Annotated in this window: 21 protein-coding genes; 4 read left to right on the forward strand and 17 right to left on the reverse strand. The window is 59.9% G+C overall.

What is annotated here, in order from left to right; genetic code table 11:
• Nucleotides 1-50 precede the first annotated feature (50 nt).
• The 10 genes from VF285_RS00590 to VF285_RS00635 form a co-directional block, all read right to left on the reverse strand.
• On the reverse strand, nt 51-755 hold the full coding sequence (locus VF285_RS00590) for an SDR family oxidoreductase (RefSeq protein WP_346950670.1): 705 nt from the start codon (nt 753-755) through the stop codon (nt 51-53).
• Nucleotides 752-1,375, reverse strand: coding sequence for a sarcosine oxidase subunit gamma (locus VF285_RS00595; protein ID WP_346950671.1), 624 nt, complete (start codon nt 1,373-1,375; stop codon nt 752-754). The genes VF285_RS00590 and VF285_RS00595 overlap by 4 nt, the downstream gene beginning before the upstream one ends.
• Nucleotides 1,365-4,352: a sarcosine oxidase subunit alpha family protein gene (locus VF285_RS00600; protein WP_346950672.1), complete on the reverse strand. Its 2,988-nt coding sequence runs from the start codon at nt 4,350-4,352 to the stop codon at nt 1,365-1,367. The genes VF285_RS00595 and VF285_RS00600 overlap by 11 nt, the downstream gene beginning before the upstream one ends.
• Nucleotides 4,349-4,636, reverse strand: a complete 288-nt coding sequence (locus VF285_RS00605; RefSeq protein ID WP_346950673.1) for a sarcosine oxidase subunit delta — start codon at nt 4,634-4,636, stop codon at nt 4,349-4,351. Before VF285_RS00605 ends, VF285_RS00600 begins: the two co-directional genes overlap by 4 nt.
• A gap of 14 nt (nt 4,637-4,650) precedes the next feature.
• Entirely contained in the window at nt 4,651-5,904 is a 1,254-nt protein-coding gene (locus VF285_RS00610) for a sarcosine oxidase subunit beta family protein (RefSeq protein ID WP_346950674.1), read from the reverse strand.
• A gap of 63 nt (nt 5,905-5,967) precedes the next feature.
• Complete coding sequence (locus VF285_RS00615; protein WP_346950675.1) at nt 5,968-7,296, reverse strand: tryptophan--tRNA ligase; 1,329 nt, start codon at nt 7,294-7,296, stop codon at nt 5,968-5,970.
• A 38-nt stretch (nt 7,297-7,334) separates the two neighbouring features.
• Nucleotides 7,335-8,426, reverse strand: a complete 1,092-nt coding sequence (zapE, locus tag VF285_RS00620) for a cell division protein ZapE (protein WP_346950676.1) — start codon at nt 8,424-8,426, stop codon at nt 7,335-7,337.
• Between the two features lie 7 nt (nt 8,427-8,433).
• A complete protein-coding gene (gene lpdA, locus VF285_RS00625) occupies nt 8,434-9,861 on the reverse strand; it encodes a dihydrolipoyl dehydrogenase (RefSeq protein ID WP_346950677.1) in 1,428 nt (475 codons plus the stop codon).
• Between the two features lie 129 nt (nt 9,862-9,990).
• The gene (gene odhB / locus VF285_RS00630; RefSeq protein WP_346950678.1) at nt 9,991-11,208 is read right to left on the reverse strand and encodes a 2-oxoglutarate dehydrogenase complex dihydrolipoyllysine-residue succinyltransferase; all 1,218 of its coding nucleotides are present in this window, start codon (nt 11,206-11,208) and stop codon (nt 9,991-9,993) included.
• A 33-nt stretch (nt 11,209-11,241) separates the two neighbouring features.
• On the reverse strand, nt 11,242-14,121 hold the full coding sequence (locus tag VF285_RS00635) for a 2-oxoglutarate dehydrogenase E1 component (RefSeq protein ID WP_346950679.1): 2,880 nt from the start codon (nt 14,119-14,121) through the stop codon (nt 11,242-11,244).
• 263 nt (nt 14,122-14,384) lie between these two features.
• Here VF285_RS00635 and VF285_RS00640 point away from each other — a divergent pair, with 263 nt between their 5' ends.
• Nucleotides 14,385-16,679: an NADP-dependent malic enzyme gene (locus VF285_RS00640; RefSeq protein WP_346950680.1), complete on the forward strand. Its 2,295-nt coding sequence runs from the start codon at nt 14,385-14,387 to the stop codon at nt 16,677-16,679.
• A gap of 107 nt (nt 16,680-16,786) precedes the next feature.
• Here VF285_RS00640 and gltA read toward each other — a convergent pair whose 3' ends face one another.
• From gltA to VF285_RS00675, 7 genes are all read right to left on the reverse strand, one after another.
• A complete protein-coding gene (gltA, locus tag VF285_RS00645; protein WP_346950681.1) occupies nt 16,787-18,082 on the reverse strand; it encodes a citrate synthase in 1,296 nt (431 codons plus the stop codon).
• 16 nt (nt 18,083-18,098) lie between these two features.
• Nucleotides 18,099-18,362: a succinate dehydrogenase assembly factor 2 gene (locus VF285_RS00650; protein ID WP_346950682.1), complete on the reverse strand. Its 264-nt coding sequence runs from the start codon at nt 18,360-18,362 to the stop codon at nt 18,099-18,101.
• Nucleotides 18,363-18,374: 12 nt separating this feature from the next.
• Nucleotides 18,375-19,091, reverse strand: coding sequence for a succinate dehydrogenase iron-sulfur subunit (locus VF285_RS00655; protein ID WP_346950683.1), 717 nt, complete (start codon nt 19,089-19,091; stop codon nt 18,375-18,377).
• Between the two features lie 13 nt (nt 19,092-19,104).
• The gene (gene sdhA, locus VF285_RS00660; RefSeq protein ID WP_346950684.1) at nt 19,105-20,880 is read right to left on the reverse strand and encodes a succinate dehydrogenase flavoprotein subunit; all 1,776 of its coding nucleotides are present in this window, start codon (nt 20,878-20,880) and stop codon (nt 19,105-19,107) included.
• A gap of 1 nt (nt 20,881) precedes the next feature.
• Nucleotides 20,882-21,262 carry a succinate dehydrogenase, hydrophobic membrane anchor protein gene (gene sdhD, locus VF285_RS00665; RefSeq protein ID WP_346950685.1) on the reverse strand — a complete coding sequence of 127 codons (381 nt, stop codon included), beginning with the start codon at nt 21,260-21,262 and terminating at the stop codon, nt 20,882-20,884.
• A complete protein-coding gene (gene sdhC, locus VF285_RS00670; RefSeq protein WP_346950686.1) occupies nt 21,262-21,672 on the reverse strand; it encodes a succinate dehydrogenase, cytochrome b556 subunit in 411 nt (136 codons plus the stop codon). Before sdhC ends, sdhD begins: the two co-directional genes overlap by 1 nt.
• Before the next feature lie 69 nt (nt 21,673-21,741).
• Nucleotides 21,742-22,512 (reverse strand): GntR family transcriptional regulator, encoded by a 771-nt coding sequence (locus VF285_RS00675; RefSeq protein WP_346950687.1) that lies wholly within the window; start codon nt 22,510-22,512, stop codon nt 21,742-21,744.
• Between the two features lie 207 nt (nt 22,513-22,719).
• On the opposite strand from VF285_RS00675, the gene VF285_RS00680 reads away from it, so the two are divergent.
• The 3 genes from VF285_RS00680 (at nt 22,720) to prpC (ending at nt 26,063) form a co-directional block, all read left to right on the forward strand.
• On the forward strand, nt 22,720-23,709 hold the full coding sequence (locus VF285_RS00680) for a malate dehydrogenase (RefSeq protein WP_346950688.1): 990 nt from the start codon (nt 22,720-22,722) through the stop codon (nt 23,707-23,709).
• Nucleotides 23,710-23,931: 222 nt separating this feature from the next.
• On the forward strand, nt 23,932-24,825 hold the full coding sequence (prpB, locus tag VF285_RS00685) for a methylisocitrate lyase (RefSeq protein WP_346950689.1): 894 nt from the start codon (nt 23,932-23,934) through the stop codon (nt 24,823-24,825).
• 47 nt (nt 24,826-24,872) lie between these two features.
• Nucleotides 24,873-26,063, forward strand: a complete 1,191-nt coding sequence (gene prpC, locus VF285_RS00690; RefSeq protein WP_346950690.1) for a bifunctional 2-methylcitrate synthase/citrate synthase — start codon at nt 24,873-24,875, stop codon at nt 26,061-26,063.
• Nucleotides 26,064-26,074: the final 11 nt, after the last annotated feature.

A 26,074-nucleotide genomic window follows, 5' to 3' on the forward strand; every position in this document is an offset into this window, starting at 1 on the left:
AGCAGCTCCAGAGCTGCCGCAGCGCTTATGGGAACTGCCCTCGGCATTCTTCAAATATGGCGCATCAGGCCACCATCCACCCGCAGGTTCTGCCCTGTGATGTACCCGGCATCGTCCGATGCCAGGAACGCGACCGTGGCAGCGACTTCATCGGCACGACCATAGCGCTGCATGGGCACACTGACGCGCCGTTCTTCAGTCGCCGGCAGGCTGTCGATCCAGCCTGGCAGTACGTTGTTCATCCGCACATTGTCGGCTGCGTACGTATCGGCATACAGTTTGGCAAACGACGCCAGGCCAGCCCGAAAGACGCTGGACGCCGGGAATAGCGTAGAGGGTTCCTGCGCCCAGGCGGACGAAATATTGACAATGGAGCCTTTTTTCCGGGCCTGCATCAGCGGCGTCACGATGCGCGCAGCCCGGATCACGTTCATGAGATAGACCTCGGCCCCCAGATGCCAATCGTCATCCGACAGATCAAGCAACGCCCCACGCGGGCCATGCCCGGCACTGTTGACGAGCACATCCACGTGCCCCCACCGCTGCATGGCGTGGTCTGCCAAACTTTGGATGTCGGCGCTTGAGCGGTTGGTGCCGGTGACCCCGACGCCTCCGAGCTCTTTGGCGAGCGCCTCTCCCTTCCCGGAGGATGAAAGCACCCCGATTTCATATCCCGCTGCCGCGAGCTTACGGGCACAAGCAGCACCCATGCCGCTGCCGCCGCCCACTACCAGGGCCACTTGTCTGTCCTTCATGCCATCCCCCTGTCATCTTCAGCAATTTCGAGATATTCCCACATGGCGTCCTTCAGCAGGCGCGCGGTGACGTCTGCAAAGCTGCGCCGCACGATGATTTCCCAAACCTGTTCCTCGATCCGGTGAATCAGAATGTGTGCCTTGAAGTAATGACTCTGCGCACAGTCGCCCACAGGAAAAGCACGCGGATGAAGATCCAGAGGGCATCCTTTGTTGAGGACTTCAGCTGCACAAGGCCCCATCAGCTGGATGACCGAAAACCCGCTGGATTGATCGGTCACCGCAAAAAACTGGCCTGCCAGATACTGCTCCAATGCATGCACCGTCGGTGCCGCATCGTTCGGACATTGCCTGGAACGCAGCATCCATTCGTCAGGCCCCAACCACAAAGCCAGCCAGTCGCTGCCTGCTGAAGTTGAATTCGCCCGAGTGGGCAGGCTGATGTCACAAGCTTCTTGAACCGCCGTCTGAAACGCTGGCCGCGCCGGATCGCCGCGCAGATTGATCAGCGCAGGGAAACGCTGCTCCGACAACAGGATCTTTGACTGATCTCCTTCAACGAGGGAGGCACCAGGCTGGTCAACCAAACCCACAAGCGCCGTTTGTTGATCACGCCACATCTTGTCGCACCCCCTCTGGGTCGTAGAACACCGTCCCCGCCACGCGCGCCTGCATGAACTGGCCCTCGCCTGTCACGACCGTCACGTCCTGGCCTACGCGATCGTGGCCGTCGACCAGGACTGCCAACGCTATCGAACGGCCTAGCACACCACTGTAATAGCTGGACGTCACGTGCCCCTGCATGGCAGCCAATGGCGCCGTGCTGGGCGCATTCAGGATCTGCGCTCCCTCGGGCAAGACACATTGCGAGTCTGCTGCCAGCAGGCCCACCAGCTGCTTTCGGCCTGGGCCACCTGTGTATTCACGTTCAAGAGAGCGTTGGCCCAGACAATCCTTGGAAGCACTGACCATCTTGCCCAAGCCAATATCGGCTGGCGTCATGGAGCCGTCGGTATCCTGCCCGACAATGACATAGCCTTTTTCGGCGCGCAGCACATGCATCGCCTCGGTACCATAGGCAGCGATCTGGTAAGGCTCGCCCGCCGCCCACAAAAGATTCCAGATAAGTTGCCCTGCGTTGGCCGGTGCATACACCTCGAACGAGAGCTCGCCCGAAAAGCTGACTCTGAGCACCCGCACGGCCACGCCTGAGATCGTTCCTTCTCGGAAAGTCATGAACGGGAACGCATCCCCGTCGAACTCGATGTCCTGACAGACCTGCTGCAAGACCTTGCGCGCGTCGGGCCCGGCCACCGTCGTGACGGCATAGTGATCGGTCAGCGAAGTGAGATAGACCTTCAGGTCTGGCCATTCTGTCTGCAACCAGCGCTCCAGCCAGTTCATGACACGCGCGGCCCCGCCCGAAGTCGTGGTCAGAACGAAGTGATCTTCGGCAAGCCGTATGCCCACGCCGTCGTCCAGGACCATGCCGTTCTCATCCAGCAAGAGGCCATAGCGGCAACTCCCTGGCTTGAGCTTGGTCCACGAATTGATATAGACCCGATTGAGGAACTCGACGGCATCCGGGCCTCGGACATCGATCTTGCCCAAGGTGCTGTAATCCAGAAGCCCTACGTGCTCACGTACGGCGCGGCATTCGCGCAGCACGGCAGCACTCATGCCTTCACCAGGTGCGGGATAGTAATGCGCCCGTTTCCATTGCCCCACGTCTTCGAAAACGGCATGACGCTGCACATGCCAACCATACGTGCAGGTCTTGCGCACGGGATCGAAAAACTCGCCCAGCTCCCGGCCGGCCAGGGCACCAAAACTCACGGGGGTGTAATTGGGCCGGAAGGTCGTGGTGCCTGTCTCGGGAATGGATCTTCCCAAGGCTTGCGCCAGCACTGCCATCCCGTTGATGTTGCCCAGTTTGCCCTGATCGGTGCCAAAGCCCATTGCGGTGTAGCGTTTGACGTGTTCTACATTGCGGTAACCTTCGCGCACCGCAAGATGAATGTCGGCCACCGTGACATCATTTTGAAAATCGATGAACTGCTTCGGGCCCCGGCTCGCTTCAGTGCCACTGAGCGTCTGCCATAGAGGTAACAACGGGCTCTCGTGAGGTGCTTCCACCCGCCACGGAACGGCTTGAGCGGCGGCGCCGGCTGCACGCCACCCCGCTTGCCACCCGTTTTCAAGGGCCGCTTGCAGTGAAAAATCTCCGTTGGCAGCCCCCACATTGCTTTGCATTTGTGCAGACGTCTCGGGCACGAAGCACGCGCGACCTTCACACCAACGCGATCGGCCCTGAGATTGCGCAAACAGATGGATGACCGGATTCCAGCCGCCCGATGTCGCAAGCAGATCACATTCCAGGGAATGCGGAATGGCAGCCCGGCTGGCCTTGTACCCGCACAGATCGACAGAGGCCACCCGCTTGCCACCCCGTGCCGAGCGCACAATCGCCTGATAAAGGATGGCAATGCCTTCAGCCTGCGCCTGCTGCGGCAAGGCGCCTTCGCTATGCACCCGGGGATCGACGACCGTCACGGTGGCACCCGCACGGTGAAGATCCAGCGCCGTCCGGTACCCGCTGTCGTTGTTCGTGAAGACGACAGCCCTGCGGCCCGGCAACACCCCGTAGCGGTTGATATAGGTCGAGACCGCTGAGGCCAGCAGTACGCCAGGTAGATCATTGTTGCCAAAGACCAGGGGGCGCTCGATGGCCCCTGTGGCCAACACGACGTGTCGCGCGCGAATCTTCAGCAGACGTTCGCGGACCCCATGGCGATTGGCAAGCGCCAAGTGGTCCGTACAACGCTCGCAGGCCGTCACCAGATTGGAATCGTGATAACCAAACGCAGTCGTGCGCAGCCGGACCTGAACCTCTGGCAAGGTACGTAACTCGGCCAGGACCTGCGCAACCCAGTCGACTGCCGGCTGACCGTCGATGAGATCGGCTGCCCCAAGCAGGCTACCTCCGGCTTCAGGCTGATTGTCGACCAGCAACACGCGAGCCCCCGCCCTTCCCGCGGCCAGGGCAGCCGACAAGCCGGCCGGCCCTGCCCCCACCACCAGTACGTCGCAATGCACGTAGCTTTTTTCATAGCGATCGGGATCGCGTTCGACCGGCGCGGTGCCAAGCCCCGCGGCATCGCGAATCCGCTCTTCGTAGTGCTTGCGCCACCAGCTGCGGGGCCACATGAAGGTCTTGTAATAGAAGCCCGCTGGGATGAAGCGGCCCAGGCGATGCATGAATGCCAGGCGATCGTGTTCCAGATCCGGCTTGGCGTTGACGCTCGTGGCCGACAAGCCCTCGTAGAGTTCGACCTCGGTTGCGCGCGCGTTGGGAATGGTCCACGGACCGGTTTCGAGCTGTACCAGCGCATTGGGTTCTTCGACCCCCGCGCTCAAGATGCCGCGCGGCCGGTGATACTTGAAGCTGCGCGCCACAAAGTGCACGCCGTTGGCCAGCAAAGCCGAGGCCAACGTATCCCCAGCGAACCCTTCATAGGGCCGGCTGTTGAACTGAAATCGGACGATGGCACCGCGCTGAACCCGGCCACCAGACGGCAATCGACACACCTGACTCATAACGGGTCCTCAAGAGCACCGAGCGGACGAGTGGACTTGAACACATAGGTCCGCGTGTCGCGTTCAGCCTCGAACCACCGACGGCAACCATGCGCATGCAGCCACAATTCACGAAAAGGCCCGCAGGAGTTGGTTCGCATGAACAAGTAATCTCCCCACTGTGCGTCGGTGAGCCGGGACTCTTGGACGGCTGCGTCCACCGGTCGCGCAATGCCGGCTTCACCCCCATAGGTGAATTCGGATTCGGCCCGTTCGCCACACCAGGGGCACCGGATCAATAACATGACTGAGGTCCTCGTCAATGAGCCACTGCCGCCGCACCATGTTCGTCGATGAGGTGGCCGTTGTAGAAACGATCGATGGAAAATGCCGCATTGAGCGGGTGAGGCTCGTCGTGCGCGATGGTGTGGGCAAACACCCAACCTGAGCCGGGCGTAGCCTTGAATCCCCCCGTGCCCCACCCGCAATTGAAGTACAAGCCTTTGATCGGCATCTTGGAAATGATCGGGCAGGCATCGGGAGACACATCGACAATGCCTCCCCACTGCCGGTTCATGCGCACTCGGCTCAAGTTGGGGAACATCTCGACAATAGCCTGCAAGGTGTGTTCGATGGTCTGGAAGCTGCCGCGCTGACCGTACCCCAGGTACTGGTCGATACCCGCCCCAATGACCAGATCTCCCTTGTCGGATTGGCTGACGTAGGCATGGATGGCGTTGGACATCACCACCGTATTGATGACGGGCTTGATGGGTTCGGATACCAGCGCCTGAAGTGGGTGGCTTTCAATGGGAAGCCGCAAGCCCGCCATGGCAGCCAGGAGCCCGGAATGGCCCGCCACCACGACCCCCAGCTTCTTGGTACGAATGAATCCCTTGCCAGTGTCCACTCCTTCGATTGCGCCATCTTTACGACGAATTTGAGTGACCGGGCAATTCTCGATGATGTCCACTCCCAGCTGGTCGGCTGCCCGAGCAAACCCCCATGCAACTGCATCATGCCGGGCCACGCCGCCCCGAGGCTGGAACGAAGCACCCAAGACTGGATAGTGACAGTTCAGATTGATCCCTGGCACAAAATCGCGAATTTGCTCGGGGCTCAGCCACTGGGCATCCACCCCGTTGTACCGATTGGCATTGATGCGCCGGTGTGTGTCGCGAACTTCTTGCAGGGTATGGGCAAGATTGAGGACCCCGCGCTGACTGAACATGACGTTGTAGTTCAGATCTTGGGAAAGACCTTCCCACAGCTGCATGGATTTTTCGAACAGGCGGGTGGACTCATCCCACAGGTAGTTGGAACGCACGATCGTCGTGTTGCGAGCCGTGTTGCCGCCCCCAAGCCACCCCTTTTCAAGAACGGCAACCCGCTGTGCACCATGAAGCTTGGCCAGGTAATACGCCGTGGCCAGGCCATGCCCGCCGCCACCAACGATGATGATGTCGTATTCTCGCTTTGGCTCTGGAGTGCGCCACGCCCGGGGCCATTGTTCGTTGTGCCTCAGCCCATGGCGAATCAAGCTGAAGACCGAATAGCGGTTTTTCACTTTCATTCCCTCAGATGCCCTTCTGCCGAATTACAGCACAGGTTACCGCAACCGGGGGCCTGCGGGCGCTCAGAGGCTGCGCAAGGACTCCTGCACAGCGGCCACTTGCGCTTGCGCACAACGAGCCCAGCAGTGGCCTTCTGCCATCAGCGACACCAGGCCTTCTGCATCGACGGCAAAGGCCGACAAGTCGGCGCCAGACAGCACTCGCCCCAGATGATTCAGCAGCTTGGGGTCCTCGAAGGGCTCCGATAGCAACAGCTCGCGACCATCAGAGGCAAACAGGCGCTGCCGAAATGCCCCAGTGGAGTCCTTGAAAGATACCAATTTGGCCTTTGCAGCCTCTCTCTCGTGCCTGGCCTTCCCTGCTTTTGCTGTCGGCTGCCGCAAACCGACTGCCTCGCGCAAGCGCGCCATGAAGGGTACGGCATGGCCACGCGCCTTCTGTGCCCCTGCCCGCAGAATCTCTTCAACCCGATCCGGATGCGCCATCAGGTCGGCATAATGTGCCCGCATGGGGCCTATCTGAGACTCGATCTGTTCACACAGGGCGTGCTTGGCATCCCCCCAACCCAGGCCACCTTCCAGGGCTGCTTTGAACGCTGCCGCCTGTTCATGGGTCGCAAACGCCCGATAAAGCGTGTAGAGATGCGAGTCTTCCGCATCCTTGGGTTCTCCCGGCAAACGGGAATCCGTCACAATCTGCGCCACTGCCGCCTTCAGGGCCTTTGGCCCGCCCTCGAAGAGTGGAATAGTGTTGTGATAGCTCTTGGACATCTTGCGGCCATCCAACCCTGGAAGCGTTGCCACGTCTTCGTCAATCTGGACTTCGGGTAGAACGAACAGGTCTTGTCCGCCACCGTACAAGTGATTGAAGCGTTGAGCAATGTCGCGTGCCATTTCCAGATGCTGGATCTGATCGCGGCCCACCGGCACGCGGTGGGCATTGAACATCAGGATATCGGCCGCCATGAGCACCGGGTATGAAAACAGCCCCATGGTGACGCCATCGTCAGGCTCTACCCCCTTGGCTGCATTGGCGTCCACCGCCGCCTTGTAAGCATGCGCGCGATTCATCAGCCCCTTGGCTGTGACGCAGGTGAGCATCCAGCACAGCTCAGGGATTTCAGGCACGTCCGACTGACGGTAAAACGTCACGCGGTCGGGGTTCAGGCCCGCTGCCAGCCAGGTCGAGGCAATCTCCATGCGGGAACGCGACACCATGGAAGGATCGCCACATTTGATGAGTGCATGGAAATCCGCCAGAAAGAAGAACGCGTCCACACCGGCTTGTGTACTTGCCTGAATCGCGGGGCGTATCGCGCCCGCGTAATTGCCCAAATGCGGGGTGCCGGAAGTGGTGATGCCCGTCAGGACACGGGTAACCTCTGTAGACATGGGGATAAATCCTGCGAATAGTGAGTGATGCTGGCCGACTAAAGGACGACGGCCATGCGACGCGCCTCGGACAGATACTCGCGCGACTGCATTTCCATCAAACGCGAGACCGTCCGCTGAAACTCATTGGACATGGGGCCTTGAGTATAAAGCTCATCGGCGGGGCACTGAGCGGACAGAATCAGCTTCACTTTGTGATCGTAGAGCACGTCCACGAGCCACGTGAAGCGCCGAGACTCCGAGGCGTGTCGCGGCGCCATGCGCGGCACGTCCGACACGATCACGGTCTGGAACCGATCGGCCAGATCCAGGTAATCGTTCTGCGAACGGGGCGTCCCGCACAGCGCCTCGAAATCAAACCAGACGACAGTCCCCGCCAAGGCAATGGCCTGGATGGGGCGATTCTCGATCATAAGCACAGGCTTTTGTTCCGCCGTATCCGCCAGGCGATTGAAGGTCGACCGCAGCTCGTCGTGGGTGGACGCCACCACAGGCGTGATGTAGGTCCGGATCTCGGCCAAAGTCTGGCGTCGATAATCGATGCCCGCATCCAGTTCCAGGATATCCATCTGATTCTGAATGAGCGCAATGGCCGGCAGAATGCGGTCGCGATGCAAGCCATCGGGATACAGCGTGGAGGGTTCGTAATTGGAGGTCATGACGAACGACGTGCCATATTCGAACAGCCGCATGAGCAGCCGGTACAGAATCATGGCATCAGCCACGTCAGAGACGTGGAACTCATCGAAGCAGATAAGTCTGTAGCGCTTGGCAATATTGCGCGCCACATGATCCAGTGGATCGGCCTCGCCGCTGACCGCGCGAATCTCGCGGTGCACGCCGCGCATGAATTCATGAAAATGCAGTCGCACCTTGCGCTTGACCGGCACGGTCTGGTAGAACGCATCCATGAGAAAACTCTTGCCACGCCCCACCCCACCCCATAAATACACGCCACGGGGCACGACAGGATGCAGCAAGAGCTTTTTCAGGCGATTCGAGCGCTGCCGCTTGAACTCGATCCAGGCATCGTAATACTGCTGCAGACGCTGGACTGCAGCCTGCTGGGCCTCGTCGGCGACGAAGCCCCTCTCGCGCAGAGCCTGCGCGAAATACTCGCTGACGTTCATCCCAGCCTTACATATTCAGCGTGCGCTTGTCGACTGCCAACGCAGCTTCTTTCACAGCTTCGGACAACGTGGGGTGCGCATGGCAGATGCGGGCAATGTCTTCAGAGGCACCACGGAATTCCATGATGGTCACGGCCTCGGAAATCAGCTCTGAGGCCATGGGCCCCACGATGTGCACGCCCAGCACTTCATCCGTCTTGGCATCGGCCAGGATCTTGACGAAGCCCGTGGTATCACCCAGTGCGCGCGCCCGGCCATTGGCCATGAACGGGAAGCTGCCCACCTTGTAGTCTTGCCCGGCAGCTTTCAGTGCCTGCTCGGACTTGCCCACCCAGGCCACTTCTGGAGACGTATAGATGACCCATGGAATCGTGTCGAAGTTCACATGGCCATGCTGGCCCGCGATACGCTCGGCCACCGCCACGCCTTCTTCTTCGGCCTTGTGTGCCAGCATGGGACCGCGCACGACGTCACCCACAGCCCAGACGTTGGGCAGGTTGCTGCGGCAATCGGCATCGACCACCACGAAGCCTCGTTCGTCGAGCTTGAGCCCTACGGTGTCGCTCCCCAGCCCTTGGGTGTTCGGCACGCGGCCAATGGACACCATGAGATGATCGACCACCAGTTTTTGTTCTGCACCTGCTGCATCGGTGTACTGAACCGTCACGTTCTTTGCGGCTGCCTTCACTTCGGTGATACGCACCCCCGTGTGAATATCCAGCCCTTGCTTGGCCAAGGCCTTCTGCGTCTCTTTGGCGACGTCGCGATCCACAGGTCCGAGAAAATCAGGCAGTGCTTCGAGGATAGTGACTTCAGCGCCCAGGCGCCGCCAGACGCTGCCCATTTCGAGACCGATCACACCCGCGCCGATGATGCCAAGCTTCTTGGGAATCGCACCCAGACGCAGCGCACCATCGTTGGAAAGAATGCGGTCCTCGTCAAACGGAGCACCCGGAAGTTCACGGGCATTGGAACCCGTCGCCACGATCACATGGCGAGCTTCGAGGTCTTCTTCTGCCTTGCCGGAAACCTTGATCAACCAGCCGAAATCGGTCTTGGCGACCAGCGCCCCGGTGCCATGGAAAAAGGATATCTTGTTCTTCTTGAACAGGTACAGAATGCCTTCGTTATTCTGGCGAACGACCGTGTCCTTGCGGCCAATCAGCTTGGCCAGATCCAGGCTTACACCTTTCGCGGTGATGCCGTGCTCGGCAAAATGTTCGTTGAGCTGCTCGTAATGCTCTGACGACTGCAACAAGGCCTTGGACGGAATGCAGCCGACGTTCGTGCAGGTACCGCCAGGGGCGGGCTTGCCGGCGGGGCTGGTCCAGGCGTCGATACAAGCGACACCCAGGCCCAGTTGTGCCGCTCGAATGGCCGCGGTATAGCCTCCAGGGCCGGCACCAATCACGACCACATCAAATTGTTTTGCCATCACTGTCTCACAAAAAGATTACCCGACATGCGCAAAGAGCATGTCCGTAAAAAAAGCCGCGTCGTTCAGAGCCATGCTGCCCGACACGGCTTGCGCCACGCGCCTCGAAGGCGCGGGCAAGCTATTGACTCAGATATTGAGCAGCAGACGCTGCGGGTCTTCCAGTGCGTCCTTCATGGCCACCAGCGCCAGAACAGCCTCGCGGCCGTCGATGAGGCGGTGGTCGTAGGACAGTGCCAGATAATTCATGGGACGAATCACGATCTGGCCGTTTTCAACCACGGCACGTTCTTTGGTCGCGTGAATCCCCAAAATGGCAGCTTGCGGCGGATTAATGATGGGGGTGGACAGCATGGAACCAAACACGCCACCGTTGGAGACCGAGAAGGTACCGCCCGTGAGCTCGTCGAGCGTAATCTTGCCATCTTGAGCACGACGACCAAAGTCGGCAATCTGCTTTTCGATGTCGGCCATCGACATTTGGTCGGCATTGCGCAAAATGGGCACTACCAGCCCGCGCGGGCTGCCAACCGCCACGCCAATATCAAAATAGCCATGGTAGATAATGTCTTTGCCATCGACCGAGGCATTGACCACCGGGTAGCGCTTGAGTGCTGCCACCGCCGCCTTCACGAAGAAAGACGTAAAGCCCAGCTTCACGCCATGCTCTTTTTCGAATGCTTCTTTGTATTTCTTGCGCAGGTCCATCACGGCCTGCATGTTGACTTCGTTGAAAGTCGTCAGGATGGCGTTTTCAGACTGAGATTGCAGCAGACGTTCGGCGACGCGCGCGCGCAGACGGCTCATTGGCACGCGCTGCTCGGGGCGGCCGTCCAGCCCCACGGGAACCGGGGCCGAGGGGGTGGCGGGTGCTGGCGCCGCCTGTGTCGAAGCACTGAGGGCATCACCCTTGGTCACACGACCATCGCGGCCGGAGCCCGCCACGGTAGCAGGGTCAATGCCTTTTTCGGACAGAATCTTGCCCGCGGCCGGCGAGGCGACCGAAGATTTGGCCGCAGCCTTGGGCGCTTCGGCCGCAGCAGGAGCTGCAGCCACCGGGGCTGCCTTGGGTGCTTCGGCCGCCGGGGCCGGAGCCGATGCCTTGGCGGCATTGTCGATGCGCGCCAGCACTTCGCCCGCCGTGACGGTACTGCCGTCGGCCTTGACGATTTCAGTCAACACCCCCGACACCGGAGCCGGAACCTCGAGGACCACCTTGTCGGTCTCGACTTCGATCAGGATCTCGTCAGCCTGCACGGCTTCACCCGGCTGTTTTTTCCAGTTCAGCAGCGTGGCTTCGGAAACCGACTCTGAAAGCTGCGGGACGAGGACTTCTGTAATGGCCATGATAATTTTCCGTATTGTCTAAATGTGTTGGTCTTATTTGATCATCGAGAAGCTTTTCAGCTTGGAGGCAAACGCCTGCTCGACCAGCGCGCGTTGCTGCTCCTGATGCTTGGCTAGGTACCCTACGGCAGGCGAGGCAGATGCCGGGCGGCCGGCGTAGCCCAGGCGCTGCCCGTCGTTCATGTTTTCGTACAGATGATGCTGCACGTAGAACCACGGGCCCTGATTTTGCGGCTCGTCCTGAACCCAGACCAATTCCTTGGCATTGGGATATTTTTGCAGTTCGGTCTGGAAGGACTTGTGCGCAAACGGATAGAGCTGCTCGATGCGCAAGATGGCGACATCCTGGCGGTTCTGGTCAGCACGGGCCTGCACCAGATCGTAATAAACCTTGCCCGAACACACCATGACACGCTTGACGTCGTCGGCTACGATCGCGGGGTCGACCTCACCCATGACGGGCTGGAACGTACCGGTTGCCAGATCTTCCAGAGAAGACGTCGCGTGTTTGTTGCGTAGCAGTGACTTGGGCGTGAAGATGACCAGTGGCTTGCGGAACGGTCGAATCATCTGCCGGCGCAGCACGTGGAAGATCTGCGCGCCATTGGTAGGTTGCACCACCTGGATATTGTTGTCTGCGCACAGCTGCAGGAAGCGTTCAATACGCGCTGACGAGTGTTCAGGCCCCTGCCCTTCGTAACCGTGCGGCAGCATGAGCGTAAGGCCGCACTGGCGCCCCCACTTGGCTTCACCCGAAGTGATGAACTGGTCAATGACGACCTGCGCACCATTGGCAAAATCGCCAAACTGCGCTTCCCAGATGGTCATGACGTTCGGCTCGGCCGTCGCATAACCGTATTCAAAAGCCAGGACGGAAAGCTCGGACAGAACCGAATCGATCACCGTGAAATTGGCTTGAGTATCGGAGACGTGTTCCAGCGGAACATAAACGCCCGCATCCCAGCGCTCGCGGTTTTGATCGTGCAACACGGAGTGACGGTGGCTGAACGTGCCACGGCCGGAATCCTGGCCCGTCAGGCGAATGGCGTAGCCATTGGTCAGCAGCGTTGCGAAAGCCAGGTGTTCGCCCATGCCCCAGTCAACAGGGTGCGTGCCTTGCGCCATCGCCAGGCGATCACCCAGCAGCTTCTTGACCAGAGGATGGACCGTGAAACCATCTGGAACCTGGGTGATTTTCTCGCCAATCCGGGTAAGTTCAGCCAGCGGCACGCCAGTATCGGCGTGGTCCGTCCATTTGGCCGACAGAAACGATGACCAATCGGTGGAATATTTGTTCTTGTAGTCCGTCAGTACCGGCTCCACCGTGTGCTGGCCGTCTTCCATGAGCTGGCGATAGTCTTTGACCATTTGGTCGGGCTCGCCGTCGGCCAGAATACCCTGCGCTACCAGACGATCCGCGTATACCTTGCGGGTGCCTGGGTGCTTGCCGATGCTCTTGTACATGAGCGGCTGCGTGAGCGACGGCGTGTCTTGCTCGTTGTGGCCGAGCTTGCGGAAGCACACGATGTCGACCACGACGTCGTGGTGGAACTGCAAGCGATAATCCAGTGCAATCTGTGTAACGAACACGACCGCTTCGGGATCGTCGCCATTGACGTGAAATACCGGCGCTTCGATGAGCTTGACCACGTCGGTGCAATAGGTAGACGACCGCGTGTCGCGCGGGTCCGACGTCGTAAAGCCAATCTGATTATTGATGACAATGTGCAGCGTGCCACCCGTACCATAGCCACGCGTCTGCGAGAGGTTCAGGGTTTCCATGACCACGCCCTGGCCTGCAAAGGCGGCATCGCCATGAACCACGACGGGCAGCACCTGGCTGCCTTCGTGGTCGCCTCGACGGTCCTGGCGAGCGCGTACGCTGCCTTCGACCACGGGGTCGACGATTTCAAGGTGGGACGGATTGAACGCCAGCGACAGGTGCACTGGGCCGCCGCGCGTGGACAAGTCGCTGGAGAAGCCGTTGTGATACTTGACGTCGCCATCGCTCAAGGCCAGCGTGTGCTTGCCTTCGAACTCGGCAAACAGGTCACCCGGCATCTTGCCCATGATGTTGACCAGCATGTTCAAGCGACCCCGGTGGGCCATGCCTACGACAATGTCCTGCACGCCGTTTTCGCCCGCGTGGTTCACGACCTCGTCCATGGCGGCAATGAAGCTTTCACCGCCTTCCAGCGAAAAGCGCTTCTGGCCCACATACTTGGTGTGCAGGAAACGCTCGAGGCCTTCGGCCTCAGTGACCTGACGCAGGATGTTGTGCTTTTGTTCTTTGGTGTATTCCGGCAAGCCCAGCGTGGACTCGAGGCGTTCTTGAATCCAGCGTTTGACCGTTGGATCAGAAATATGCATGAATTCGGCACCCACGTTGCGGCAGTAGGTGTCCTGCAAGGCCCTCAGGATGTCCCGCAGGGTCATCGTATCGGCTTTGGTGAAATACGTGTTGGTCGCCGAATAGATCTGATCGAGGTCAGCTTCGGACAAGCCGTAAAAAGCGGGATCAAGCTCGGGAATTTCCGGGCGATCACGGCGCTTCAGGGGATCGAGCTGCGCCAGACGCAGGCCCAGCGAACGATAGGCGGCAATGATGGACTGAACGTAGACCTGCTTGCCCGCAATGGCCAGAGCCTGGTCGGAGGCAACAGCGGGCTTTACCTGGAAAGCGTTTTCGCGGGCGCGCAGCGCAAACGAAGCCACAATGGGCGCATGCGCTTGATCGCGCGTGGCCTCACGGCCGTCAGCCGCAGGTTGGTGCTGGAGTTGATCGAAGTAACTGCGCCACTGAACCGGCACGGCGCCGGGATTGCCTAGATAGGATTCGTAGAGATCTTCTACGTATGGGGCGTTGGCGCCAAAAAGATAGGAATTAGACTGGAGTTCTTGTTCCGTGGACATTGTGTGCTTCACCTGACGAGTGCTTCACTCGAACGATGCAGATTGCAAAACCTTCCGCGACTCGGCCAGACCGATGGGCGGATAGCAGGGCAGAAGGCAGTTGTACGACGCCTTGCATATGCCGTATTAAGGGTAAAGTATACCCGGGTTGAGACTGGGGTATACACTTGACGGCTCGAAACGGCGCAATCGGCGTCGTTTCGCGTTGGCATTTCATAACACCCTTCAGAACCCGCCAGCAGACTGCAGGAGCACACGCCGCTATGGACCTCAATGACGATCGCGCCAAAAGGGCGCTGGATTATCACGCCTACCCGACACCCGGAAAGATTTCCGTGGTGCCCACCAAGCCGCTGGCCAATCAGGATGACCTGACCCTTGCCTACTCGCCCGGGGTGGCGGCTGCCAGCATGGCCATTTACGCGGAGGGGGAACCTGCCGCTACCAAGTACACGTCCCGGGGCAATCTGGTCGGTGTCGTGACCAACGGCACGGCCGTCCTTGGGTTGGGCAACATTGGCCCCATGGCGGCCAAACCCGTCATGGAAGGCAAAGGATGCCTCTTCAAGAAGTTTGCCGGCATCGACGTGTTCGACATTGAACTGAATGAACACGATCCCGATAAGCTGGTCGACATCATCGCAGCGCTGGAGCCCACGCTAGGGGGCATCAACCTCGAAGACATCAAGGCGCCGGAATGCTTCTACATCGAGAAGAAGCTGCGCGAGCGCATGAAGATCCCCGTGTTCCACGATGATCAGCACGGCACTGCCATCATCTCCTCGGCCGCCGTCCTTAACGGGCTGAAAGTGGTGGGCAAGAAAATGGGCGAAGTCAAGCTCATCTGCTCAGGGGCTGGCGCGGCCGCCATCGCGTGTCTGGACCTGCTGGTCAAGCTCGGCATCAAGCACGAAAACGTGTTCGTGGTGGATTCGCGCGGCGTGATCTGGAAGGGTCGCGACGAACACATGGAACCCAACAAGGCACGCTACGCACAGGACACGACAGCCCGTACGCTGGCCGACGTCGTCAAGGGTGCCGACGTATTCCTGGGTTGCTCGGCGCCTGGTGTGCTCACGCAGGACATGGTGCGCACCATGGCCGACCGCCCGTTCATTCTGGCCCTGGCAAATCCCGACCCTGAAATCCGTCCCGAAGACGCCAAGGCCGCCCGTCCGGATTGCATCGTGGCAACCGGCCGCTCCGACTATCCGAACCAGGTCAACAACGTTCTGTGCTTCCCGTTCATCTTCCGGGGCGCTCTGGATTGCGGGGCCAGCGTCATCAACGAAGAGATGAAGCTCGCCTGCGTGAAGGCCATCGCCGAACTCGCCGAGGCCGAACCCAGCGCCGAAATGGCCAGCGCCTATGCAGACCAGGATCTGAGCTTTGGCCCGGATTACATCATCCCCAAGCCTTTCGATCCGCGCCTGATCCTGAAGATTGCACCGGCGGTTGCCGAGGCCGCTGCGGCCTCGGGCGTGGCGCGACGTCCGATCCAGGACATGGACGCCTATCGACAGTCCCTCATGAGCATCGTCTACCACTCCGGCCAGCTGATGCGCCCGCTCTTCAACCAGGCCAAGGCATCGCCCAAGCGCGTGATTTACGCCGATGGCGAAGACGAACGCGTTCTGCGTGCCGCCCAGACGGTCATCGAAGAAAAGATCGCACAACCCATCCTGGTGGGACGTCCAGCCGTCATCGAAATGCGCATTCGCAAATTCGGCCTGCATCTGGCGCCCGGTAAAAACGTCGAAGTCGTGAATCCGGAAGACGACTCGCGCTTCAACGAAACCTGGAACGCCTACTACAAGCTCCTGGGCCGTGAAGGCGTGACTCCCGACATTGCAAAGGCGATGGTGCGCAAGCACAACTCCCTCATTGGCGTCATGCTGCTGCAGCGCGGCGATGCAGATGCCATGCTCTGCGGGGTCGCCAGCCGCTTCGACAATCAGCTCAAGTATGTCGATCAAGTCATCGGCCTGAAACCTGGTGCCGGCACCTTCGCCGCCATGAACGTTCTGATGCTCCCCACCCAGACGCTGTTCATCTGCGACACACACGTCAACGAAGATCCCACCGCCGAGCAGATTGCCGACATGACCATCCTGGCTGCAGAAGAAGTTCGACGCTTCGGCGTCGTACCCAAGGTAGCCCTGCTCTCACACTCCAACTTCGGGAGCCGCCCGACGGCATCTTCACGCAAAATGGCCGAGGCACGTCGTCTCATCACGCAACGGGCCCCCGACCTCGAAGTCGACGGCGAAATGCACGCCGACTCGGCGCTGTCAGAGGCCATCCGGTTGAAGGCTTATCCGGAGTCCACGCTGAAAGGGCCGGCCAACCTGCTCATCACGCCGAATCTGGATACCGGCAACATCACCTACAACATCCTCAAGATGACGGGTAGCCACGGCGTCGCCATGGGTCCGGTGCTCCTGGGTGCGGCTCGTCCTGTGCACATCCTGACCACCAGCTCCACGGTGCGTCGCATCGTGAACATGACGGCCCTGGCCGTCGTGGACGCACAGCAGGAAGCAGGCGAAGGCCGATAAAAAAGACCTGCGGGCAAATGATTTCTGCCCGCAGGTCTTTTTAGACGTCCAGCCAAAAAGAAATCGGGCCCCGAAAGGCCCGATTTCTTTTTGGCAGCAACTGCGAATTACTTCACATCGCGCGAGGCAGAACCCGTGTACAGCTGACGCGGGCGACCGATCTTGTAGTCCGGGTCAGAGAGCATTTCATTCCACTGCGCAATCCAGCCAACCGTGCGCGCCAGCGCGAAGACAGCAGTGAACATCGACGACGGAATACCGATGGCACGCTCCACGATCCCCGAATAAAAGTCCACGTTCGGGTACAGCTTGCGATCCACAAAATAACGGTCTTCCAGCGCAATGCGTTCAACTTCCATGGCGAGCTTGAAGAGGGGATCACTGTGCAGACCCAGCGCATCCAGCACTTCGCGGCAGGTTTCCTGCATGAGCTTGGCCCGAGGGTCGAAATTTTTGTAGACACGATGGCCGAAACCCATCAGGCGTACGCCTGAATTCTTGTCCTTGACCTTTTCCATGAACTCGCCCACCTTGGCCACGCCGCCATTGGCTTGCAAATGCTCGAGCATGTTCAGGCAGGCTTCGTTGGCACCGCCGTGGGCGGGGCCCCACAAGCACGCCACGCCGGCTGCAATGGCCGCAAACGGGTTGGTTCCAGACGAACCGCACAGACGCACCGTGGAAGTCGACGCATTCTGCTCGTGGTCGGCGTGCAGGATGAAGATGCGATCCAGCGCACGCTCGACGACCTCGTTGACCTTGTAGTCATCGCAGGGCGTAGCGAACATCATGCGCAGGAAATTGCCCGTATACGACAGATTGTTTTGCGGGTAGATGAATGGCTGGCCCATGGAATGCTTGTAGGCCATGGCGACCAGGGTCGGCATCTTGGCGATCAGGCGAACGGCAGAGATCTCGCGATGACGCGGGTTCGTGATATCGGTGGAATCATGGTAGAAGGCCGAGAGCGCACCCACCAGCCCCGTCAACACGGCCATCGGGTGGGCATCGCTGCGAAACCCGCGCAGGAAGATGTGCATCTGCTCGTGCACCAGCGTGTGGTGCGTGACCAGATCATCGAATTCGTGCTTTTGCTGCGCGTTGGGCAGCTCGCCATTCATGATCAGGTAGGCCACCGACAGGAAGTCGCACTTGTGCGCCAACTGTTCGATCGGGTAGCCGCGATACAGAAGCTGCCCCTGTTCGCCGTTGATGAAGGTGATGGCAGATTCGCACGAGGCCGTCGACTTGAAGCCCGGATCAAAGGTGAACATCCCGGTCTTGCCGTAGAGTGAGCGAACGTCGATCACATCCGGGCCAATGCTGCCCTGGTAGACAGGAAATTCAACTGAAGGGCTGCCATCAGAGAACGATAGCGTGGCTTTCTTATTGGATAGCTGCATGTGACTTTCCTTAAAATTACAGCGATTTCATACGCTCGACGAGTTGGCGAATCTGCGGTTCGTCAAACGATGCCGGGAGCTCGGCGCGTCCTAGAAGGACATCGAGCAAATCGGTATCGTCCATCTCGAAGAGCTTTGTCAGAGCCTGGACCTCGGCCTCAGTCAGTTGCGCTTCACAGGCATCGAGAAAGCGCGTGATCATGAGGTCGTTTTCCAGCAACCCACGGCGTGCCCGCCATCGCAGGCGGGCACGATCTGGACTGGTCAGATCGCCAGACATTGCGGTACGGCCCTAGACCGTACGGCGCACCAGCATTTCTTTGATGCTGCCGATGGCCTTGGACGGATTCAGCCCCTTGGGACAGACATCCGTACAGTTCATGATGGTATGACAACGGAACAGGCGATAAGGATCCTCGAGGTCGTCCAGACGCTCGTCCGTGGCCTGATCCCGTGAATCGACGAGGAAGCGATAAGCCTGCAACAGCCCGGCAGGACCGACGAACTTGTCGGGGTTCCACCAGAACGACGGACAGGCCGTCGAGCAGCAGCCACACAAGATGCACTCGTACAGACCGTTGAGCAGCTCGCGCTCTTCGGGGGACTGCAGGCGCTCTTTCTCGGGTGGCGGATCGTTGTTGATCAGATACGGCTTGACTGAGTGGTACTGATCGTAGAAGAAGGTCATGTCCACGATCAAGTCGCGCACGACGGGCAGACCAGGCAAGGGCTTGAGCACGACCGGTTCCGTGACGGTCTTCAAGTTCGTGATGCAGGCCAGGCCATTCTTGCCATTGATGTTCATGGCATCGGAACCGCACACCCCTTCGCGGCAAGAACGGCGGATGGCCAGGCTATCGTCGAGATCATTCTTGATACGCAGGATGGCGTCCAGCAGCATCCGGTCGGTCGGCTGCAGTTCGACCTCGAACTTCTGCATATAGGGCCGCTCGTCCTTATCCGGATCGTAGCGGTAAATCTCGAACTTCATGGTACGTTTTTCACTCATGACACTATCCAGATTAGAAGGTACGTGCTTTGGGCGGAATGGTGTCCACCGTGAGCGGCTTCATGTGAACCGGCTTGTATTCCAGGCGGCTGTCTTCGGCAAACCACAAGGTGTGCTTGAGCCAGTTGACGTCATCGCGCTCGGGGTACTCGTTGAGCGCGTGGGCGCCACGGGATTCGAGGCGATTGGCGGCCGACTTGGTCGTTGCGCGCGCCACTTCGATCATGTTGGTCAGTTCGAAGGCTTCGAAGCGAGCCGTGTTGAAAGTCTTGGACTTGTCGGCAAAGTAGATGTCGTTGACTTCAGGAACCAGGTCAGCAATGAATTTCTCGCCTTCTTTGAGCGTCTCGAGCTTGCGGAACACGCCACAGTGAGCCTGCATGATGGTCTGCATCTTGTGCGCCACGTCTTGGGCCTTGGTACCGGACGTACGACTCTCGATGCGATCGACCCGATCGCGGGATGCTTCGACATCAGCGTCGGGAAGCGGCTCGTGCGAGTGCTGCTTTTCGGGGTGCTGCCCAATGATGTGATTGCCCGCCGCGCGGCCAAACACCAGCAAGTCGAGCAACGAGTTGGTGCCCAGGCGGTTGGCACCGTGAATCGAGATGGCTGCGCACTCACCAATGGCGTAGAGACCCTTGACGACCTTTTCTTCGCCATTGACCTGCGTGACCACTTGTCCATGCATGTTGGCTGGAATGCCACCCATTTGGTAGTGGATGGTTGGCACGACTGGAATCGGATCGTGGATGGGGTCTACATTGGCGAAGCGGATGGCGATCTCGCGGATCGAAGGCAGACGCTTCATGATGGTCTCGGCGCCCAGGTGGTCGAGCTTGAGCAGCACGTGCCCGCCATCGCCACAGCCCCGCCCTTCTTTGATCTCTTGGTCCATGGAGCGTGACACGAAGTCGCGCGGCGCCAGGTCCTTGAGCTGCGGCGCGTAGCGTTCCATGAAGCGCTCACCGTCTTTGTTGAGCAGGAAGCCGCCTTCGCCGCGCACCCCCTCGGTAATGAGCACCCCGGCGCCCGCCACCCCGGTGGGGTGAAACTGCCAGAATTCCATGTCTTCAAGCGGCAAGCCGGCGCGTGCCGCCATGCCCAGTCCGTCGCCCGTATTGATGAAGGCATTGGTGGTGGCCGCCCAGATGCGGCCCGACCCGCCCGTGGCGAGCACGGTGTGCTTGGCTTCGAGCACGTACATCTGGCCGGTTTCCATTTCCATGGCCGTGACGCCCAGGATATCGCCGGCGTTGTTGCGTAGCAGGTCGAGCGCCATCCATTCGACGAAGAAGTGCGTGTGTGCTGCGACGTTGCGCTGGTACAGCGTATGCAGCATGGCATGACCCGTGCGGTCGGCTGCCGCACAGGCGCGCTGCACGGGCTTTTCGCCAAAATTGGCCGTATGCCCGCCAAACGGACGCTGATAAATCGTGCCATCCGCGTTACGGTCGAACGGCATGCCATAGTGTTCGAGCTCGTACACCGCGTTGGGTGCCTCGCGCACCATGAATTCGATCGCGTCCTGGTCGCCGAGCCAATCGGAACCCTTGACGGTATCGTACATGTGCCATTGCCAGTGGTCTTCGCTCATGTTGCCCAGCGAGGCGCTGACGCCCCCCTGCGCCGCCACCGTGTGGGAACGCGTGGGGAAGACCTTGGACACGACAGCCACGGTAAGGCCAGCATGAGAGAGTTGCAGGGCGCAACGCAGGCCCGACCCGCCAGCGCCGACGATCACCACGTCGAATCGGCGGTGCGGAATAGATGTCTTGACAGCAGCCACGTTACAGACTCCAGAGAATTTGACCAAAGAACACAACCGACGCGACGATCCACAGGATGGCGACGACTTCCAGGAACAGACGCAGTCCATCTGAATGGGCGTAGTCCATGAAGATGTCGCGAGCGCCCACCCACGCGTGCCATGCCAGCGACAGGAAAGCCACCGAGGCCAACATCTGCCCCAGCGGCAGCGCACCTGCCCTGAACATGAAAAAAGCTCGCCAGGAGTTGAAATCAAGGCTAGGAGCAAAGACCGCGTAAATCACCAGGGCCAACGTATAAAGGGCCATGATCACTGCGGTCGATCGCTGAACGATAAAGTCGCGGGCCCCGTAATGCGCGCCGACGACGCGGCGCCGGCGACCAATGCGTGCTTCTGCCATTACCAGGCTCCAAAAAGTTTCAAACCAAAAATCACCGTCAGGGCAAGCGCCACACCAATCACGATGGCCCCGGACCGCTGTGAATCTTCACGCGAATTGCCAATGTGCAGATCCAGCGTGAGAAAACGGATGCCTGCACAGAAGTGGTGGAAATACCCCCACATCAGGACCAGCAGCACGATCTTGCACAACGGCGACGCCACCCACGCCTTCATGGCGGCAAAGGTCTCGGGTGACTGAACGCTCTGACCAAACAGAGGCACGATCACCAGAGGCAAGGCCAGAAGCAGCAGCGCGCCACTGGCGCGATGCAAGATGGACGTTTTTGCAGCCGGCGGCAGACGGTAGCTCATGAGGTCACTCAACCCCAGATTACGGAACTGCGGGCGTGGCTTCGTTGAATCAGACATGATGCCCTCGTAGTGGATAAATGGAAGAATTCTGGAAGACCCCAATTGGCATTGTCGCCCATTGCGAGGTCAATTCAAACTGTTTCGGTAATGATAGCGTTCGGTAACGTAGTGGCCTCGGCGCAGCTCCATCGGCCGATCGCCATAGGTATAGGCAATACGCTCAACCTGCAACAAGGGGCTGGCCAAAGGGATCTGCAAGAGTTCAGCCTGAGATGCCGTCGCTGACACTGCACGGATTTTCTCGTCGGCACGCACCATGCTCACGCCAAATTCGGTCTCGAGCAACGCATACATGGGGCCTCGGTAACGCAGCAACGACTCGAGCGTGAGCCCCTTGAAGGGCCCCCCAGGCAACCAGATATCGTCGAGGATCGTAGGAATATCGGCAAAGGACAGCACGCGGCGCAGATTGACGACTGCATCGCCTGCTCGCAAACCCAGTGCCGAGGCGATCTCGGCCGAGGCCTTGGTGCGACGGCAGTCGAGAATCTCGCTGGTAGAAGGTTGCGGGCCGCCATCATCCGGCGTCAACCGCAAGAAACGGTACCGTACCCGAGCCTCGTTGTGGGTGGCGACATAAGTGCCCTTGCCCTGACGCCGAATCAGAAGATTGTCGGCTGCCAGCTCGTCGATGGCCTTACGTACGGTGCCTTGGCTGACCTGGAACCGCCCGGCCAATTCCAGTTCGCTGGGGATGGCCTCGCCGGGTTTCCATTCCCCGCGGTCCAGCCCCTGCAGAATCAAGCCCTTGATCTGTTGATACAGCGGGCTGAACGCAGCACTATGTGAAGTGCGGCCCAAGGGCTGTTTACGATCGAGGAGACGCGATTCGGTCATGTGGAAGTAAGGTGCGGCAGGGCGGCCATGCTACAAATTGAGACTGGCGCATTTTCGCATTTCCACGTCAGGATGTCTAATACTCTTGTGTCTTATATAAGATATAAGAGTCTTGACGTCTCCGCTTGAAATACACTACTCTTTCCGGCGCTTGTGCCTTCCGCACTCTACCGTATTCAAGAGACGTCATCATCTAGGAGAACCACCATGTCCAAACCCGCCATGCGCGTTGCCGTCACCGGCGCGGCCGGTCAGATCGGCTATGCCTTGCTGTTCCGCATCGCTTCCGGAGAAATGCTGGGCAAGGACCAGCCCGTCATCCTGCAACTGCTCGAAATCCCGGCTGAAAAGGCTCAGAACGCGCTCAAGGGCGTGATGATGGAACTCGAAGACTGCGCCTTCCCGCTCCTGCAGGGCATGAGCGCCCACAGCGACCCGCGCACTGCCTTCAAGGACGCCGACGTAGCCCTGCTGGTCGGCGCACGTCCCCGCGGCCCCGGCATGGAGCGCAAAGACCTGCTGCAAGTCAACGCACAGATCTTCACCGCGCAGGGCAAGGCCCTGAATGAAGTAGCCAGCCGCAACGTCAAGGTTCTGGTCGTGGGCAACCCAGCCAACACCAATGCCTACATCACCATGAAGTCGGCCCCCGATCTTCCGGCCAAGAATTTCACGGCCATGCTACGCCTGGACCACAACCGTGCGCTCTCCCAGGTCTCCGCCAAAATTGGCAAGCCGGTGGGCGACATCGAAAAGCTGGTGGTCTGGGGCAACCACTCGCCCACCATGTACCCGGACACGCGCTTTGCCACCGTCGGCGGCCAGCCCGTGCAATCGCTGATCAATGATCAAGCGTGGATTCGCGACACATTCATCCCCACCGTGGGCAAGCGCGGCGCCGCCATCATTGCCGCCCGGGGTCTGTCATCGGCGGCTTCCGCTGCCAACGCCGCCATCTGCCACGTGCGTGACTGGGTGCTGGGCAGCAATGGAAAATGGGTCACCATGGGGATCCCTTCCGATGGATCCTACGGGATCCCCGAAGGCATCATCTACGGCGTGCCCGTCACGACGGCAAATGGCGAATACACCCGTGTGACCGGCCTCGAAATCGACAGCTTCTCGCGTGAGCGCATGGACCACACGCTCAACGAGCTGCTTGAAGAACGGGACGGCATCAAGGACCTGCTGAAATAAATTCCCCTGGTCGATCGAAGGGGTCACAAGCCCCTTCGATCGCGAATGTCCAGGCAGTGACAGATATTCTGCTGCTGCCCTCTGATAATGGTCTGAAACCGCATCTCCGGTGCCACATCGACCAGCTGGACCACTCAGTCAGGTCAATGGGGCATCCACGAGGTGACATCTCCTGTCCGCCCGCGCGTCCTTGTGGGGCAGGCAGTCTTCCGGAGCCCTCTCATGACTCGTCCTGCCTCACCCGGTGCCCTGTTGCGCCAGGCCCTGATCGAAGAATCCCCCCTGCAAATCATTGGCGCCATCAACGCCAACCATGCCCTGCTCGCTCAACGGGCCGGCTACCGCGCCATTTATCTATCGGGTGGTGGGGTCGCCGCCGGCTCGCTCGGGCTGCCCGACCTGGGCATCAATACCCTGGACGACGTGCTCACCGACATCCGCCGCATTACGGACGTCTGCGACCTCCCGCTCCTGGTCGACATCGATACGGGATTCGGACCCTCTGCATTCAACATCGCCCGCACCATCAAATCGCTGATCAAATTCGGCGCCGCCGGTTGTCACATCGAGGACCAGGTGGGCGCCAAGCGCTGCGGACATCGCCCCGGCAAAGAAATCGTCACCACCGACGAAATGGTCGATAGAGTGAAGGCAGCAGTAGACGCCCGCACCGACAGCGACTTCTACATCATTGCACGCACGGACGCCATTGCAGTCGTCGGGGTGGACGCGGCACTGGAGCGCGCGCACGCCTGCGCAGAGGCCGGTGCAGACGCCATCTTTGCCGAGGCGTCCTATGATCTGGAAACCTACACACGATTCACTCGATCCCTGAAGGTGCCCGTCCTCGCCAACATCACCGAATTCGGCAAGACCCCTCTGTTCTCCGTGCAGGACCTGGCCGGTGCGGGGGTCGGCATCGTGCTTTATCCGCTATCGGCCTTTCGCGCCATGAACAAAGCCGCTGAAACCGTATACGCCGCAATCCGCCGGGACGGCCACCAGCGCAATGTCATCGACATGATGCAAACTCGCGAAGAACTCTACGAGCGCATCGGTTACCACCGCTTCGAAGAGCAGCTCGACGCCTTGTTTCAGAAGAACAACGCAAACTGAGCGGCCAGACCGCTCTGCACACTACCTTATATCCAAGGAGACTTTCCATGGCAACAAAATCCAGAACCGCCGCTTCCAAGACAGCAGCCACTGCAGCGCCAGTCGGCTTCAAACCCAAGAAATCTGTCGCCCTGTCGGGCATTGCGGCAGGCAACACGGCATTGTGCACGGTGGGCCGCAGCGGCAACGACCTGCATTACCGCGGCTACGACATTCTGGATATTGCCGATACCTGCGAGTTCGAAGAAGTCGCCCACCTGCTGATCCACGGCAAGCTTCCGAACAAGTCCGAGCTGGTCGCCTACAAGGCCAAGCTTCGCCGGCTGCGCGGCCTGCCGATCCAGGTGCAAGACGTGCTCATGGCGCTACCGGCGTCGAGCCACCCCATGGACGTCATGCGCACGGCTGCTTCCACGCTGGGGTGCGTGCTGCCAGAAAAGGACAACCACAATCTGCCCGGCGCGCGCGACATCGCCGATCAGCTCATGGCGAGCCTGGGTTCGGCCCTGCTCTTCTGGTACCACTACAGCCACAACGGGCGCGTGATCGATGTCGAAACAGATGACGACAGCATCGGCGGGCACTTCCTGCACCTGCTGCACGGCGAAACGCCTTCGGACGAATGGGTACGCGCCATGCACACGTCGCTCATTTTGTACGCAGAACACGAATTCAACGCCTCGACCTTCACAGGCCGAGTGATCGCCGGAACGGGCTCCGACATGTATTCGGCCATCACGGGCGCCATCGGTGCGCTGCGCGGACCCAAACATGGCGGGGCCAACGAAGTGGCCTTCGACATTCAAAGCCGCTACGACACGGCAGATGAGGCCGAAGCCGACATCCGCCGGCGCATCGAGGCCAAGGAAATCGTCATTGGCTTCGGTCACCCGGTGTACACGGTGTCCGACCCCCGCAACCAGGTGATCAAGGCGGTGGCGCAAAAATTGTCGAAGTCTTCAGGGTCGACCAAACTGTTCGATATTGCTGCCCGCCTGGAAGCCGTCATGTGGGACGCAAAGAAGATGTTCCCGAACCTCGACTGGTTCTCGGCCGTCTCTTATCACATGATGAACGTGCCCACGAGCATGTTCACTCCGCTCTTCGTGATTGCCCGCATGGCGGGCTGGTCTGCCCACATCATCGAGCAGCGCGTGGACAACAAGATCATTCGCCCCACGGCCAACTATGTGGGCCCCGAAGATCTCAAGTTCATCCCGCTCGCCAAGCGCAAATAAGCCGCAATTTC

It is taken from the genome of Castellaniella sp. (genome assembly GCF_036379515.1).
Classification (GTDB): domain Bacteria; phylum Pseudomonadota; class Gammaproteobacteria; order Burkholderiales; family Burkholderiaceae_B; genus Castellaniella.